Origin of the sequence: Aquitalea sp. (genome assembly GCF_030150775.1) — a bacterium.
Taxonomy (GTDB): Bacteria; Pseudomonadota; Gammaproteobacteria; order Burkholderiales; family Chromobacteriaceae; genus Aquitalea; species Aquitalea denitrificans.
This window is the reverse complement of the sequence record NZ_JASLFG010000061.1, coordinates 73,082-87,086: the sequence shown is the minus strand read 5'-3', so window position 1 is coordinate 87,086 and position 14,005 is coordinate 73,082. Positions and strand designations below refer to the sequence as shown.

The 14,005-nt window shown below is 61.6% G+C and carries 14 protein-coding genes and 1 riboswitch; of the genes, 6 read left to right on the top strand and 8 right to left on the bottom strand.

Annotation, left to right across the window (positions count from 1 at the left end):
• Nucleotides 1–182 precede the first annotated feature (182 nt).
• The 3 genes from QVF59_RS20650 to QVF59_RS20640 form a co-directional block, all read right to left on the bottom strand.
• On the bottom strand, nucleotides 183–593 hold the full coding sequence (locus QVF59_RS20650) for a hypothetical protein (protein WP_287882423.1): 411 nt from the start codon (nucleotides 591–593) through the stop codon (nucleotides 183–185).
• Between the two features lie 230 nt (nucleotides 594–823).
• Nucleotides 824–1,891, bottom strand: a complete 1,068-nt coding sequence (gene alr, locus QVF59_RS20645) for an alanine racemase (RefSeq protein ID WP_287882421.1) — start codon at nucleotides 1,889–1,891, stop codon at nucleotides 824–826.
• Nucleotides 1,892–1,895: 4 nt separating this feature from the next.
• Nucleotides 1,896–3,206, bottom strand: a complete 1,311-nt coding sequence (locus QVF59_RS20640) for a D-amino acid dehydrogenase (RefSeq protein WP_287882418.1) — start codon at nucleotides 3,204–3,206, stop codon at nucleotides 1,896–1,898.
• A 135-nt stretch (nucleotides 3,207–3,341) separates the two neighbouring features.
• Between QVF59_RS20640 and QVF59_RS20635 the strand changes: the two genes are divergently transcribed.
• The 3 genes from QVF59_RS20635 to QVF59_RS20625 all read left to right on the top strand — a co-directional run bounded on the left by QVF59_RS20635 (nucleotide 3,342) and on the right by QVF59_RS20625 (nucleotide 5,786).
• Nucleotides 3,342–3,830 (top strand): Lrp/AsnC ligand binding domain-containing protein, encoded by a 489-nt coding sequence (locus QVF59_RS20635; RefSeq protein WP_045846107.1) that lies wholly within the window; start codon nucleotides 3,342–3,344, stop codon nucleotides 3,828–3,830.
• Nucleotides 3,831–4,062: 232 nt separating this feature from the next.
• Nucleotides 4,063–5,187, top strand: coding sequence for a methyl-accepting chemotaxis protein (locus QVF59_RS20630; RefSeq protein WP_287882414.1), 1,125 nt, complete (start codon nucleotides 4,063–4,065; stop codon nucleotides 5,185–5,187).
• Nucleotides 5,188–5,279: 92 nt separating this feature from the next.
• Nucleotides 5,280–5,786: a YbaK/EbsC family protein gene (locus tag QVF59_RS20625; RefSeq protein ID WP_287882411.1), complete on the top strand. Its 507-nt coding sequence runs from the start codon at nucleotides 5,280–5,282 to the stop codon at nucleotides 5,784–5,786.
• An 8-nt stretch (nucleotides 5,787–5,794) separates the two neighbouring features.
• On the opposite strand, the gene QVF59_RS20620 is transcribed toward QVF59_RS20625, so the two are convergent.
• Genes QVF59_RS20620 through QVF59_RS20605 form a run of 4 tightly spaced genes read right to left on the bottom strand, consistent with a single transcriptional unit; the run spans nucleotide 5,795 to nucleotide 9,870 of the window.
• Nucleotides 5,795–6,748, bottom strand: a complete 954-nt coding sequence (locus QVF59_RS20620) for an ABC transporter ATP-binding protein (protein ID WP_287882410.1) — start codon at nucleotides 6,746–6,748, stop codon at nucleotides 5,795–5,797.
• A 1-nt stretch (nucleotide 6,749) separates the two neighbouring features.
• The gene (locus QVF59_RS20615) at nucleotides 6,750–8,297 is read right to left on the bottom strand and encodes an ABC transporter permease (protein WP_287882408.1); all 1,548 of its coding nucleotides are present in this window, start codon (nucleotides 8,295–8,297) and stop codon (nucleotides 6,750–6,752) included.
• Nucleotides 8,294–8,863 (bottom strand): GNAT family N-acetyltransferase, encoded by a 570-nt coding sequence (locus tag QVF59_RS20610; protein WP_287882406.1) that lies wholly within the window; start codon nucleotides 8,861–8,863, stop codon nucleotides 8,294–8,296. Before QVF59_RS20610 ends, QVF59_RS20615 begins: the two co-directional genes overlap by 4 nt.
• The gene (locus tag QVF59_RS20605; protein ID WP_287882403.1) at nucleotides 8,863–9,870 is read right to left on the bottom strand and encodes a thiamine ABC transporter substrate-binding protein; all 1,008 of its coding nucleotides are present in this window, start codon (nucleotides 9,868–9,870) and stop codon (nucleotides 8,863–8,865) included. Before QVF59_RS20605 ends, QVF59_RS20610 begins: the two co-directional genes overlap by 1 nt.
• A gap of 56 nt (nucleotides 9,871–9,926) precedes the next feature.
• Nucleotides 9,927–10,018: riboswitch (TPP riboswitch) on the bottom strand.
• A gap of 178 nt (nucleotides 10,019–10,196) precedes the next feature.
• Between QVF59_RS20605 and QVF59_RS20600 the strand changes: the two genes are divergently transcribed.
• The 3 genes from QVF59_RS20600 to QVF59_RS20590 all read left to right on the top strand — a co-directional run bounded on the left by QVF59_RS20600 (nucleotide 10,197) and on the right by QVF59_RS20590 (nucleotide 13,290).
• Nucleotides 10,197–10,532, top strand: coding sequence for a hypothetical protein (locus QVF59_RS20600; protein WP_287882400.1), 336 nt, complete (start codon nucleotides 10,197–10,199; stop codon nucleotides 10,530–10,532).
• A gap of 106 nt (nucleotides 10,533–10,638) precedes the next feature.
• On the top strand, nucleotides 10,639–12,081 hold the full coding sequence (locus QVF59_RS20595; RefSeq protein ID WP_287882398.1) for a DUF1800 domain-containing protein: 1,443 nt from the start codon (nucleotides 10,639–10,641) through the stop codon (nucleotides 12,079–12,081).
• Between the two features lie 21 nt (nucleotides 12,082–12,102).
• Nucleotides 12,103–13,290: a DUF1501 domain-containing protein gene (locus tag QVF59_RS20590; RefSeq protein ID WP_287882397.1), complete on the top strand. Its 1,188-nt coding sequence runs from the start codon at nucleotides 12,103–12,105 to the stop codon at nucleotides 13,288–13,290.
• Here QVF59_RS20590 and QVF59_RS20585 read toward each other — a convergent pair.
• Nucleotides 13,287–13,955, bottom strand: coding sequence for a BRO-N domain-containing protein (locus QVF59_RS20585; RefSeq protein WP_287882395.1), 669 nt, complete (start codon nucleotides 13,953–13,955; stop codon nucleotides 13,287–13,289). The genes QVF59_RS20590 and QVF59_RS20585 overlap by 4 nt on opposite strands.
• Nucleotides 13,956–14,005: the final 50 nt, after the last annotated feature.

Sequence of the window (14,005 nt, the reverse complement as noted above, 5' to 3'; positions counted from 1 at the left end):
CAGAGGTTTCCATTGCGTAATATGTCAGTTCACCCTGCCTGTTTCCGCACCCTTGACCGCGGACACAGGCCACGCTTGCACGGCGTCGACATGGGGTGAAAGTTAACCCTCCGTCGGAGCCTGGCTCTGACCCTGCAGACCCCGACCAGTCACACTGGCGGGGTGTTTTTTTGTCTGTACCCTTACCCAGCCTTCCCTGGCTCAGATGCGCAAGTCGTGGCTGCGCGCGAACTCCACACCATGTACAGGCCAATCGCCCAGACCGGAGGAGCAATGGGATAAAGCAGCATGGAATACCACAACATCATCATCTTGCTCTCGTCATGTAACAAGGCCGACAGCAGCGACGGCAGGCCAAGGGCAAGCACTGCCAGCACATTCATGATAGCCAGCAGCCAATGCCCACGGCGATAGCGCTGCTCACGCGCCGGTTGCCGGACCAGGGGCGAAACTTCGTGTTTGGCAAACAGTACCAGCACGGCAATAAACACCAGCAGGTAGGACAGCGGCCCCAGGACAAAGAGCACCGTGCTGAATACCAACTCGCTCAGTGCCAGTACCGGTATAAAAAGATTCCATTTGGCCAGACGCATCACACCCCCGTATTCATTGCGATCCGCCCTGCTGACAATGACAGGCCGACCATAAGCACCGCCAGCCATAGCCCAGGCGAAATATGTGACCGCACGAGCGATTTAAATTTATTTGTCATTAAATGGCAGCATGTCACAGGGCAATGACAAGTGCAACAATGCACGGCAGGCAAAAAAAATGCCCGGCATCACCGGGCGAGAGACAAAGTACTACACAAAGCACAAGGAAATCAGCGGTACCGGAAATGTGCGCGTTTCACATTGCACAGTACTTCATAGGAGATAGTGCCGGCCTGGGCCGCCACTTCATTGATATGCACGGTGTCACCCCACAGCTCCACCTCGCTGCCGATGCCGGCTTGCGGCAGGTCGGTCAGGTCCACCGTCATCATGTCCATCGACACCCGGCCAATCACCCGCGAGCGCACGCCATCAATGGCCACCGGGCTGCCAGTGGAGGCCAGACGCGGGTAGCCATCGGCATAACCGCAGGCAATCAGGCCCACGCGGGTGGGACGCTCGGCCACGAAACTGGCACCGTAGCCTACCGGCTCGCCGGCGGCCAGTTCACGCACACCAAACACGCGCGATGTCAGTCGCATCACCGGCTTGAGCGCAGCGCCCTGATCAAAACCGGCAGGCAGCGGGGAGGCACCGTACAACATGATGCCGGCGCGGTTCCACTGACGATGCGAACGCTCGTGGCACAGGATGCCGGCAGAGTTGGCAATGCTCTCCTCACCCGGCAGATAACGGCAAACGCTGTCAAAGGCTTCCAACTGGGCATGAGTAGCCGACAGCTGCGGTTCGTCAGCACGGGCGAAGTGGCTCATCTTGACGATCTTGCCCACCTTGCCACTGGCCATCAGCTTGCAGTGGGCGGCGGCGTAATCCTGAGGGAAGAAACCGGCACGGTGCATGCCGGAATCCATCTTCAGCCACACGGTATAGGGCTTGGCCGGATTGGCCTGCAGCACCATGTCCAGTTGTTGCTGGCTTTGCACCACAAACCACAGATCGTGCTGCTCGACATCGGCCAGCTCAGCCGCTTCGAACACACCTTCCAGCAGCACGATGGGCAAGGTCACCCCGCCTTCGCGTAGCTGGATGGCCTCTTCCAGACAGGCTACGGCAAAGCCGTCGGCTACATCGGCCAGCGCTGCGGCACAATGCACGGCACCATGGCCGTAGGCATTGGCCTTGATCACGGCAAGTGTCGGGCCTCCGGCCAGTTGCCTGGCCAACAGATAGTTATGACGCAGGTTTTCCAGCCGGATACTGGCAATCAGCGGGCGCATCGACTCAGGCCCCGGCGTTGGCGGTACGGCTGTGCATCGGCACCACCAGGGTTTCGCCCTGCTTGGCGTAACGCTGGATGGACAGGCCGTCCACGCTGATTTCCGGTTGTACACCGACAATCTGGTCGGCCAGCACCTTGCCGGAACCGGCGCTCATGGTCCAGCCCAGCGTACCGTGGCCGGTATTGAGCGACAGGTTGGCAAAGCGGGTGGCACCGATGATGGGCGTGCCATCCGGGGTCATCGGACGCAGGCCGGTCCAGAAGGTGGCTGCCGGAATGTCGCCGCCGTCTGGATACAGGTCGCCCACCACCATTTCCAGCGTTTCGCGGCGACGCGGGTTGAGGTCCAGGTTGTAACCGGCCAGCTCGGCCATGCCGCCCACGCGGATGCGGTCGTTGAAACGGGTGATGGCCACTTTGTAGGTTTCGTCCAGAATGGTGGAAACCGGAGCCATGGCGGGGTTGGTGATCGGCACGGTCAGCGAGTAGCCCTTGACCGGGTATACCGGAATATCAATGCCCAGGTTTTGCAGCAGGTCACGCGAGTAGCTGCCCAGCGCCACCACGTAATGGTCGGCAGTCAGCATTTCGTCGCCGATGCGCACGCCGGTGATGCGGCCGTTATGGGTTTCGATGGCGCTGATGTTGACGCCAAAGCGGAACTTCACGCCCTTGGCGGCAGCCAGTTCGGCCAGACGGCTGGTAAACAGATTGCAGTCGCCGGTTTCGTCGTTCGGCAATTGCAGGCCGCCGGTCAGCTTGTGCTTGACCTTGGCCAGTGCCGGCTCGATGCGGGCACAGCCATCCGGGTCCAGCACATTGAAGTCCACGCCGCACTCTTTCAGCACGGCGATATCCTTGGCCATGCCTTCTACTTGTGCCTGCGAGCGGAACAGCTGCAGAGTACCGCCCTGACGGCCTTCGTAATCCAGGCCGGTTTCGGCACGCAGGTCCTTGATCATGTCGCGGCTGTATTCCGCCAGACGCATCATGCGGCTCTTGTTGAGGGCGTAGGATTTTTCATTGCAGTTGGCCAGCATTTTGGCAATCCACTGCAACTGGTAAACGCTGCCATCCGGCTGGATGGCCAGCGGCGCATGGCGCTGGAACATCCACTTGATGGCTTTGGTAGGGATGCCGGGGGCCGCCCACGGGGCGGAATAGCCCGGGGAAATCTGGCCCGCATTGCCGAAACTGGTTTCCAGTGCCACACCGTCCTGACGCTCCAGAACAGTCACCTCAACGCCAGCCTTGGCCAGATACCATGCAGTGGATACACCCACCACGCCGCCACCCAGTACGATTACCTTCATTTCCTCTTTCTCCGTGCCGCGCATCATGCGCTTAGTGATTTTGTGTAGTATATTTATTTCAATGCAGTTTTATTCACCAAAGTATCAGTAAATCTCATTCAAATTTCTTGTAAAAATTAAGATTGGTAGTGAATCATGAAAGTGAAACATACCCACGCCCGTGAGCTGGACAAGATCGATCTTAAGATATTGAAATGGTTGCAGAAAAATGGCCGCATCGCCATGACGGAGCTGGCGGAAAAGGTGGGCCTCTCCACCACGCCCTGCACCGAACGGGTAAGGCGGCTGGAGCGCGACGGCGTGATAGAAGGCTATTACGCCCGGCTTAACCCGCACGCCATGGGCGCATCGCTACTGGTGTTTGTGGAGATCAAGTTGTCGGCCAAGTCGGGCAATATCTTTGATGCCTTCCGCCGTGAAATCCAGAACATCCCGGAAATCCTGGAATGTCACCTGGTATCCGGTGAATACGATTACCTGATCAAGGCGCGCATTCCGGACATGTCGATGTACCGCAAGCTGCTGGGGGAAATCCTGCTGCAACTGCCCAATGCCAATGAATCACGCAGCTATGTGGTAATGGAAGAAGTCAAGGAAACCCATATGCTGGCACTGCCGGAATAGGCGGCAGCCAGTAAAGGTCGGCAGCAGGCTGTACCTGCTGCCAGCACAGGCCTTTTCTGACTTGCCATCCAAAACCCCGGCCACGTATACCGGAGTGGTTTACTGCAATTTTTCATGCAAGAAGTCATTGCAACGGTTTGCACAGGCCCCACACCATGCAGCACACTCGCCGGCATTGGGGTGAGGCCGCTGGCGCAAACGTGCCGCAGCTTAACCACAACCGGAGCACCCCATGTTCGGATTCAAGCGCGACAAACAGGACAAGCCTGCATACCTCAGGCAGCTACACCAGTTCAGCGCCATGCTGGATTACGTGGACAACCTGATCATGCTGGCGGACACCACGCCGGACAACACCATTTTCTACATGAACCGCACCGCACGCGATGCATTGGCACAGCATCGCAATATGATGAACCAGAAGTTTCGCTCCGGCGTGGATGTCAACAATGCCTTCATGCACAGCATCCATCAGTTTCACCGCGACCCGGAACGAATCCGCCAGATCCTGCGCGATATCGCAGCGCGGCGCATCAACCACCACGAGGCGCTGATTCCGGTTGGCAGCGTCACCTTCAAAACCAAGGTGTTTCCCATCTGGGACGAACAGGACAGCAACAAGCTGCTGTGCTTCATGGCCAGCTTTCAGGACATTTCCTCGGAACTGGAAGCACAACGCTTGCGCGATGCCAATGACCAGCGCCGGCTGTTTCTGGAAGATCGCATCGACGAGTTGTCCAGCAATATCCAGGCCATGACCACCACCATAGAAATGGTGGCCCAGCGCACCTCCTCCGCCTCCAACTCCTCGGAGGAAATGCTCAAGCGTGCACGCGATGGCAAGGGCATGATCGAAAACAATGCCACGGCCATGCGTGCGGTCAGCAAGCTGGTAAGCAGTACCGCAGATAATCTGGGTTCGCTGGGCCAGCAATCGGAAACCATCGGCCAGATTGTCAGCGTGATCAAGGACATCGCCGACCAAACCAATCTGCTGGCCTTGAATGCCGCCATAGAAGCCGCACGGGCCGGGGAGATGGGGCGCGGCTTTGCCGTGGTGGCGGACGAGGTACGCAAGCTGGCCGAGCGCACCACCAAGGCCACCCAGGAAATCGGCACCATGATTCGCGACATCCAGCAGGAGGTAAGCAGCAATATCAGCGCCATGGACAAAGGGCGCGAACAGGTAAAGACCACAGAACGTGACTTTGCCGCTGCCGAGGCGGCCATCGCCGCCATTGTTGAAGAAATCAACCGGGTGCGCGATGTGGTAATAGAAATCGCCAACGCGGCTGAAGAACAGGCAGCCACTGCGCAGGATATCAGCGACAAGCTGGGAGAAATCGCCCGTCACTGATACCGACACCACCCGGCAGGCAGCCCTCTTGCCAGCGCTACTGCCTGCGTTTACTGTGAGGGCTGTTCTCTCCAGCCCTTTTCTTTAAATTCATGAGCCTGCAATCCGTCCGCGATTTTTTTGCCAGCCGCCAACTGGACATCCCCATCATTGAACTGGAAGTCAGCACCGCCACCGTGGCGCTGGCCGCCGAAGCCCACGGCGTGGAGCCGGGGCGCATTGCCAAAACCCTGTCTTTTCGCCTGAATGGCGGCGAGGTGATCATTCTGGTCACCCGTGGCGATGCCCGCATCGACAACCGCAAGTTCAAGGAAGCCTTTGGCAAGGGCAAGATGCTGGCAGTGGAAGAAGTGGTGGAACTGACCGGCCACCCGGTAGGTGGTGTCTGCCCGTTTGGCCTGGCCCAGCCGCTACCGGTATATATGGATGCCTCGCTGCGCGACTTTGACGAGGTACTCCCGGCTGCCGGAGCCATTCACAGCGCGGTACGCATCACCCCGGCGCTGATGGCCGAGATTACCGATGCCCGCTGGGTGGATGTGTGCCAGCCCAGTGCCGATAGCGGCAGCGTCAGCACACTCACCGCCGCAGCCAGTTAAGCCGCTTTTCAGGCGGCGGCATAGCGCAGCATGGCGCTGCGGTCTATGCCTACCGCCAGCGTACCGCCCACCTGCAAGTTGGCACCATAGCGCGCCAGCTCACGGGCCGACAGGGTCAGCGTCAGCTCCCCTTGTGTGCTGGCCACTGTCACCCGCACGCCATCGGCCAGCTGGATGATGCGTTGTACCTGTGCCAGCGGCTGGTCCGCGCCCAGGCACAGGGCCTGCTCCGGCACCACGCCCTCCTCCAGCACGTTTTCATAGCCGATAAAGCGCGCCAGCCACGGTGTGGCCGGTGCTGCCAGCAGTTGCGCCGGGCTGGCACATTGCACAATGCGGCCATCCTTGAGCACGGCCACCCGGTCGGCCAGGGCAAACGCCTCTTCCCGGTCGTGGGTCACCAGCATGGCCGGCATGCGCTGACGCTGTAATTGCTGGCGGAACTCCAGCTGCAACTGGCGGCGCAGGTCGGCATCCAGGCTGGAAAACGGCTCGTCCAGCAACAGCAGCCGCGGTGTGGTCACCAGCGCCCGCGCCAGTGCCACGCGCTGTTGCTCGCCACCGGACAAGGTCCACACCTTGCGCGTTTCCATGCCGGCCAGCCCCAGTTGCTGCAAGCAGGCGCGCGCCTGCTGCTGTGCCGCCGGGCGGGCCAGGCCGCGCTCACGCAGGCCGAAGCAGACATTACCCAGCACATCCAGATGCGGAAACAGCGCAAAGTCCTGAAACATCAGCGCAAAGCCACGCTGTTCCACCGGCACCGCAGCCAGGTCCTGCCCGGCAAACAGGATACGCCCGCTATCTACCGGCTCCAGCCCGGCAATCATCTTCAGCAAGGTGCTCTTGCCGCCACCGGACGGCCCCAGCAAGGCCAGTACCTCGCCCTCGGCCAGTTGCAGGCTCAGCCGGTCGGCCACCAGCTTGTCGCCAAAGCGCTTGCATACCCCATCCAGTTGCAGCATGTCAGGATTCCTTTTTGAATTGGCGCTCGGCAGTCGATGGCCATTCGATCGCCACAAACGCCAGCAAGGCCAGCAGCATCAGCACGGCGGACAACAACATGGCCAGCGCGGCATTGTCCGGACCGGGACGGCCCAGCCGCTGGTAAATCAGCGTGGTGAGCGTCAGCCACTCCGGGCGCGACAAAAATAGCGTGATGGCAAACTCGCCCAGCGCGGTGGCGGCGGCAAAAGCCAGGCCACGGCGGAAAGCCGGTTGCAGCAAGGGCCACAGCACGCGGGTAAAGGTTCGCAGCGGCGATGCGCCCAGACTGCGTGCCGCCTGCAGCCAATGCGGCGGCAGGCTGTCCAGCGCACCGGCCAGGCTACGGGCAACAAAGGGATAGGCCAGCAAGGCATAGGTGGCCAACAGCAAGGCCAGGCTGGCCGTCCATTGCGGATAAAGCAGCAACAGGCCAAACGCCAGGCACACCGGGGATACGATAAAGGGCAGAAAGGCCATGGCGCGCAAGGCCAGGCTGGTGTGTGCGGCCAGTGCATGCAGGCAGCCCAGCCCCGCCGCCAGCAGCACCGCCAGCGCGCTGAAGCGGGCAGAGTTGACCAAGGCCAGACGCACATCTTCATCCGCCAGCATCTCCGGCCCCAGCAGCCACCAGGCCTGAGCGGCCTTCCACAGCACGGCCAGCAGCGGCAAACCGCCAAACAACAGCAGCACCGCCAGCGCGGCCAACAGTTGCAGCCATTGTGCGCCATGCGGTGGGCGCGGCGGCAGCGGGTCCACCTTCAGCGGTGCAGCCAGCCTGCGTTCCAGCCAGGCATACAGCGTGGCCATCAGCCCGGTCACCAGCAGCATCAGCAAGGCCAGCGCACCGGCATCCGCCAGATTCAGCTCGTAAGCCACCAACTGGTAGATTTCCACCTCCACCGTGGCATAACGCTGTCCGCCCAGCAGCAGCGCCAGACCAAAACCGGAAAAGCAATACAAAAACACCAGGCACAGCGCCGACCACAACCAAGGCCGCACTGCCGGCCACTCCACCCGCCAGAACACCCGCCACGGCGTGGCGCCCAGTGTGCGCGCCGCCGCAATCCGGCTGGCCGGTATCTGGGACAAGCCTTCACACGCGGCACGAATCACCAGTGGCAGATTGAAAAACAGATTGCCGTACAGCAACAGCCAGGGCGTGTCCTGCAGATTGATGCCAAGCAAGCCTTGCGGGCCGAACAGCGCCAGCACGCCCATGCCCGCCACCAGCGTGGGCATGACAAAGGGCAGCATCAGCAGGCGCAATGTCAGGCTGCGCCCCGGAAACTGATAGCGCGCCAGACACCAGGCCAGCGGCAGGCCCACCAGCAGCGCGGCCACACAGCTGGCCGCAGCTTGCAGCAGGGACCAGACAATACGCCATTGCAGGTAGGAATCGGCCAACAGGCCAACAGAAAACTGCCCCTGCCCCTCTTGCAGCAAACGCAGCAAGGGCAGGATGGACATCAGCAGCAAAAAGGCCAGCGGCAACAGCGCCAGCGCAAAGGTACGGCGGCGCGCTGTCATGCATGGTCCTGCTGGAAAGGCCAGTCGGCCACCAGTACGTCTTCCGGACCGTCCTCCGGGTCGTCCACCCGCTCCAGCCAGCGAAAGCCCAGCCGGGCCGCCAGTTGCTGCGAGGGCAGATTGTCCGGGCTGATGGACAAGACAAAACGCTTGACCCCGGCGGTGTGCGCCGCCCAGTCGGCACAGGCCAGCAAGGCTTCGGTGGCATAGCCCTGACGACGGAATGCCGGCAGCACGGTATAGCCCAGCTCCACATCACCGCGCCCCTTCAGATAAGGGTGGCCCGGGCAGGTATGAAAGTTGATATGCCCCACCAGCTGGCCGGTTTCGCGCAACAGCATGGCGCGCATCGACCATGGCGCATAGTCCGGCTCGTTTTCCATCTGGTCCAGCCGCAGCGACATCACGGCCGCTTCCTCCAGCCAGCAGATGGGCAAGGGTGCGCCCAGCCAGCGCGCCGCTTCGGCCAGCCGCGCCTGCATGCTGGCCCGCAGCATGTCCGGCGTCAGATGACGCAGGATCAGCCGCGGGCTGAGGATGTCGGCAATCACGGGGCCAGTCTGCATTACTGGCCGGACTTCAACACGATGCGGGTCCACTTGCCCACCCAGGCGGTGGTCTTGGCGGCAATCTGGCGGCTATCCGGCGTGGTGTGCGCCGTCGGCTTTTCTGCATGCTGGAATACCGGGTCCAGCGCAGTGCCCGGCTGCACCGGGTACATCCACATGCTGGTGGGAATATCCTTCTGCACTGCGTCCGAACGCAGGAATTCGACAAACTTGCGCGCCAGTGCCGCTTCCTTGCCGCCCTTCACCAGCGCCGCGCCTTCCACTTGCTGGAACACGGCACCGGGCAACAACAGGTTGCCCGTTGGCGAAGCGGTCAGTTTTTCCTTGCTGTAGAACACTTCCGCCGCCGGGCTGGTGGCATAGCTCACCACGATGGGGCGGGCACCGCCATTGCGGGAGAAATCGGTGTAATAGGCTTCGGTCCAGCCCTTGCTCACCTTCACGCCGTTATCACGCAGCTTGCCCCAGAAAGCCATGGCCTTGGCCTCGCCCATGGCGGAAATGGTGGACAGCAAGAATGCCAGGCCGGGGCTGGAGGTGGCCGGGTTTTCCACCACCAGCAGGTCCTTGTAGGCCGGGCGGGTCAGGTCATCCAGTGTTTTGGGCAGCGGCAGCTGCTTTTTGGCAAACCAGGCCTTGTCGTAGTTGAGCGTGACATAGCCGTAATCGATGCTCACCGCGCCGGGCAGCGACACCACGCCGCCCTTGTCGCTCATCGGCAGCAGCACGCCAGCGGCCTCGGCCTTGCCAATCAGGGTATTGTCGATGCCGTACACCACGTCGGCAATCGGGTTGGCGCGGGTCAGGATCAGCTTGTTGACCATCTCCCCGGCATCCCCTGCCTTGATGATGCTCAGCTTGACGCCGTTCTGCTTTTCAAACTCGGCCAGCAGCAGCTTGGCCACGGCAAAAGAACTATGGGTGAGCACACGCAGCTCGGCTGCGTTTACCAGTGATGCGGCCAGCAGCGCAGCCAGCAAGGTGGTGGTTTTGAACAATTGCATGACATTCTCCGTGCGACAAAGCGCAATCGCAGGAGCAAGCGAAACAACAGACGGGTTGGCCTTCTGCATCACGCTCCCTCCGCTGGCATTATCCAGTTCAGGTTCTAGGGTGTTTCTCAGCCCGCGCGGGGCACCCCTGGTGATTGGCGGCATCCTTCAGATACCTGCCGACATGTTCGCTTACAAGGCGTTACCCGTTTTTCACGAAAATTAACACCCTGCCGCCAACAAACAATGGATTGTACACACTTTCCCGCCATGATGAATTCACAACAACAGCACGCTTGTTCAACCAGAATCACCAGATAACCCGAAGGAGCACTACCATGAAACTGTATACCCGCATCATGCTGATCAGCCTGTCCGCCGTCACCTTTGCCAGCCTGTCCGCCAGCGCATCGGCCGAAACCGAATTGCAAAAACAGCACCCGCGCCGCGCCGAGGTGAACCACCGTCTGGCCAATCAGGACAAGCGCATCCATCAGGAACGCAAGGAAGGCGAAATCAGCAAGCAACAAGCGCACGAACTGCACCAGCAAGACCGCGCCATCCGCCGCCAGGAACGTGCCGATGCCCGCAAGAACCACGGCCACATCACCAAGCAGGAACAAAAAAACCTGAACCAGGAAGAAAACACGGTCAGCAAGGAAATCGGCAAGTAAAATCCAGCCATGGGCAGGCTGCCTGCCAGCCCATTCTTACCGCCCCGCAGCACAGGCCGCGACTGCCAAGCCGTGTTGCGGGCCGGTTTTTGCTGCGAGGCCATCCGTGAACATTGTCATCCGTCTGCTACTGCTTGCCATGCTGCCACTGCAAGCCTGGGCCGGCATCGGCGAGGCCGGTGCGCGCCACTTGCTGTCCCGAACCGGTTTCGGGGCCAATCCAGCGCAAATTGCCCTGTATGCACCGCTCAGCCGCCAGCAGGCGGTGGACCGGCTGCTCGATCACCTCAGCTATAGCGCCCTCACCACCCCTCCCGCCTGGGTCAACGAACCGTTTGAACGACCAGGCAAACCCAATCTGACTGAAGACGAAAAGAAAGCCCTGCAAAAAGAGCGCAACGAACATGCGCAGGAATTGCGCAGCTGGTGGCTGGAGGAAATGCGCATCAGCCCCAGCCCGCTGACCGAAAAGATGACGCTGTTCTGGCACAACCATCTTGTTTCCGGGCTGGACAAGGTGGGCGTGCCGCAGCTGATGTATCAACAGAATGTGTTGCTGCGCCGTCAGGCGCTGGGCAATTTCGGCCAGCTATTACATGCCATCGCCCGCGACCCGGCCATGATGCGCTACCTGGACACGGTGAATAACCGCAAGGGCCAGCCCAATGAAAACTTTGCCCGCGAGGTGATGGAACTGTTCACCCTGGGCGAAGGCCATTACAGCGAGCAGGACATCCGCGAAGCCGCCCGCGCCTTTACCGGCTGGTCGCTGGACAAGGACTTCCAGTTTGTCTACCGGCCGAACCTGCATGACAACGGCGACAAGACCATCTTTGGCCAGCAGGGCAATTTCGATGGCGACGACGTGCTGGACATGCTGCTGCGCAAGCCGCAAACCGCCCGCTTTGTCACTCTCAAGCTATGGAAATACCTGGTCTCCCCCACCCCGAACGAGGCCGACATCCAGCGCCTGTCCGCGCTGTTTTACCGCGACAATTATGAAATGCGCCCGCTGCTGCGCGCCATGCTGCTCACCCCGGCCTTCTGGAACAGCCAGGGCCAGCTGGTGAAATCGCCGGTGGAACTGACCGTGGGCACGCTGGTGACCTTCGACCTCACCCCGCCGGACTGGCGCGCGCTGGCCGGACTCAACCGCCAACTAGGGCAGGACGTGTTCAACCCGCCCAATGTCAAGGGCTGGCCCGGTGGCGATGCCTGGATCAACAGCACCACCCTACTCACGCGCAAACAGTTTCTCGACCGCCTGAGCCACGACGCCGCCCCCATCCGCAACAGCTTTGTCATGGCCGATGGCCAGATGGACGAACAGCGTGGCCGCGAAGCCCGCATCCGCCGCTTGGTGCAGGCCGGGCTGCGCCCCCTCAAGCTGCAACCGGACGAATGGGCCGCCATCTACCACGTCAACACCGCTGCCGATGCCACACGCTTGCTGCTGGCGGTGCCCCCGGCCCAGCCGCTGCCTGCCGACATGACTGGCGCACAAGCCATTGCCCCGCTGCTGCTGGACCCGGCCTATCAAGTGCACTGAACCGATCACAAGGAAACCGCCATGTTTCAACGCCGCGAATTTCTCAAAGCCATGGGTGCCGGCCTGCTGGTATCGGTACTGCCCAATCTCAGCTATGCACTGGCCCCGGCCGGCTACCAGCGCCTGCTGGTACTGGTGGAACTCAAGGGCGGCAATGACGGGCTGAACACCGTCATCCCCTACAGCAGCGACGACTATTACCGCCTGCGCCCCAGCATCGGCATTGCCCGCCCGCAAGTACTGCAACTGAGCGAACAAGTGGGCCTGCACCCGGCCATGCAAAGCCTGCTGCCGCTGTGGCAAAAGCAGGAAGTGGCCGTGCTGCAAGGCGTAGGCTACCCGGAGCCCAATCTGTCCCACTTCCGCTCAATCGAAATCTGGGAAACCGCCTCGGCCAGCAATCAGTATCTGGGCGAAGGCTGGCTCACCCGGCTGTTTCGCAGCCAGCCCACCCCGCCCGGTTTTGCTGCCGATGGCGTGGTGCTGTCCAGCCAGAACCTGGGCCCGCTGGATGGCGGCGCCCGCGCCGTGGTACTGAGCAATCCGCAAGACTTTGCCCGTCAGGCCAGGCTGGCGGCAGACCAGCAAGCCGGTGCCCACAGCAGCGCGCTGTCCCACATCCTGAAAGTGGAAGGCGACATCCGTACCGCCGCCAGCGCCCTGCAACAAGCGCCCATGAAACCACCGGCCAACCCGGCCGACGCTCCCACCGCACCTCCCAAGGCCGCAGGCGGCTTTGCCCAGGCCATCAACACCCTGGCTGATATTCTGCAAAACGGCACCCGTATTGCCGTGGCGCGCATCACCCTTACCGGCTTCGACACCCACGGCAACCAGCAGCCCACCCAGGCCCGCCTGCTGGGCGAACTGGCCGACGGCCTGGCCCTGCTCAAAACCCGTATGCAGGCCCAAGGCCGCTGGGACGACACCCTGGTATTGAGTTATGCCGAATTTGGCCGCCGCCCGCGCGAAAACGGCAACCGCGGCACCGACCACGGCACCGCCAACAGCCACTTTCTGCTGGGCGGACGCGTCAAAGGCGGCCTGTACGGCCAGACCGCCCCACTGGCCGGGCTGATCGATGGCAACCTGCCCTACGCCATCGACTTCCGCCAGTTGTACAGCACCGTGGTGCAAGACTGGTGGGGGAAAGACGCCACCAGCCTGTTCGGCCAGCGCTTTGGCCGGCTGCCGCTGCTACGCGCCTAAGCCCGCAGCGCCTGCTTTTGCATGCGCTCAGCCAGCCGCAAATGGCAAGCTGCCGCCAGTTTGATCAGCTCACGCGTGCTCACCGGCAGCGTCCCACCCGCCGCCACGCGCTCAGCCAAAGCCGCCAGCGTGCTCACTTCGGTCTGCAAGGCCACCGTTTTGCCGGACGGCCGCCGTTGTCCCTGCTCGGCCTGATAGTGCAGGGAAACCAGCCAGCGCGACTGCTGCCAGTCCGCCTGCCCCGCCAATACCGACTCCCACACCGCCTGCCCCACCTGCCGCGCCGCTTCATCAGCCAGGGCATAAGCCAGTTGCAGCTTGTCGTGGTCTGGCCCGGTCTCCTTGCGCAAGACCGGCAGCAAGGTATCGTCCAGCCAGTGTTGCAGTTGTCTTGCCTGTGGCTTGCCGCAGTTGCACAGGACATCGCGCAGTTCTGTTTCGCTCAGGGTGAGCAGGGCCGGGCCGCTGGCGGGCGTCAGCAGGCAACCGGCCTTTTTGCCCAGCGCGGTTTGCAGGGCGGTTTCATCCCGGTATTTCAGCAGTTTGGCGATATCCGCCGCGACAAAGCACGGGCCTTGTGCCAGTGGAAAAACACCAAGGGTTTTCTTGTTGAAGCGGAACTGGATGGGCGGAGAGGTACTACTGAGAGGGGGTGCTTTTTTCATGTCGGAAGCTCCATGTGGCAGACAAGGCATCATCATCAGCGGCAGACTGA

Bases quoted from the DNA above. Each gene is read 5' to 3' on its own strand.
- QVF59_RS20620 (WP_287882410.1), bottom strand. From the start codon at position 6,748: ATGCTGCAACTGGATGGGGTATGCAAGCGCTTTGGCGACAAGCTGGTG.
- QVF59_RS20630 (WP_287882414.1), top strand. From the start codon at position 4,063: ATGTTCGGATTCAAGCGCGACAAACAGGACAAGCCTGCATACCTCAGG.
- alr (WP_287882421.1), bottom strand. From the start codon at position 1,891: ATGCGCCCGCTGATTGCCAGTATCCGGCTGGAAAACCTGCGTCATAAC.
- QVF59_RS20600 (WP_287882400.1), top strand. From the start codon at position 10,197: ATGAAACTGTATACCCGCATCATGCTGATCAGCCTGTCCGCCGTCACC.
- QVF59_RS20590 (WP_287882397.1), top strand. From the start codon at position 12,103: ATGTTTCAACGCCGCGAATTTCTCAAAGCCATGGGTGCCGGCCTGCTG.
- QVF59_RS20585 (WP_287882395.1), bottom strand. From the start codon at position 13,955: ATGAAAAAAGCACCCCCTCTCAGTAGTACCTCTCCGCCCATCCAGTTC.
- QVF59_RS20625 (WP_287882411.1), top strand. From the start codon at position 5,280: ATGAGCCTGCAATCCGTCCGCGATTTTTTTGCCAGCCGCCAACTGGAC.
- QVF59_RS20615 (WP_287882408.1), bottom strand. From the start codon at position 8,297: ATGACAGCGCGCCGCCGTACCTTTGCGCTGGCGCTGTTGCCGCTGGCC.
- QVF59_RS20635 (WP_045846107.1), top strand. From the start codon at position 3,342: ATGAAAGTGAAACATACCCACGCCCGTGAGCTGGACAAGATCGATCTT.
- QVF59_RS20605 (WP_287882403.1), bottom strand. From the start codon at position 9,870: ATGCAATTGTTCAAAACCACCACCTTGCTGGCTGCGCTGCTGGCCGCA.
- QVF59_RS20640 (WP_287882418.1), bottom strand. From the start codon at position 3,206: ATGAAGGTAATCGTACTGGGTGGCGGCGTGGTGGGTGTATCCACTGCA.
- QVF59_RS20610 (WP_287882406.1), bottom strand. From the start codon at position 8,863: ATGCAGACTGGCCCCGTGATTGCCGACATCCTCAGCCCGCGGCTGATC.
- QVF59_RS20650 (WP_287882423.1), bottom strand. From the start codon at position 593: ATGCGTCTGGCCAAATGGAATCTTTTTATACCGGTACTGGCACTGAGC.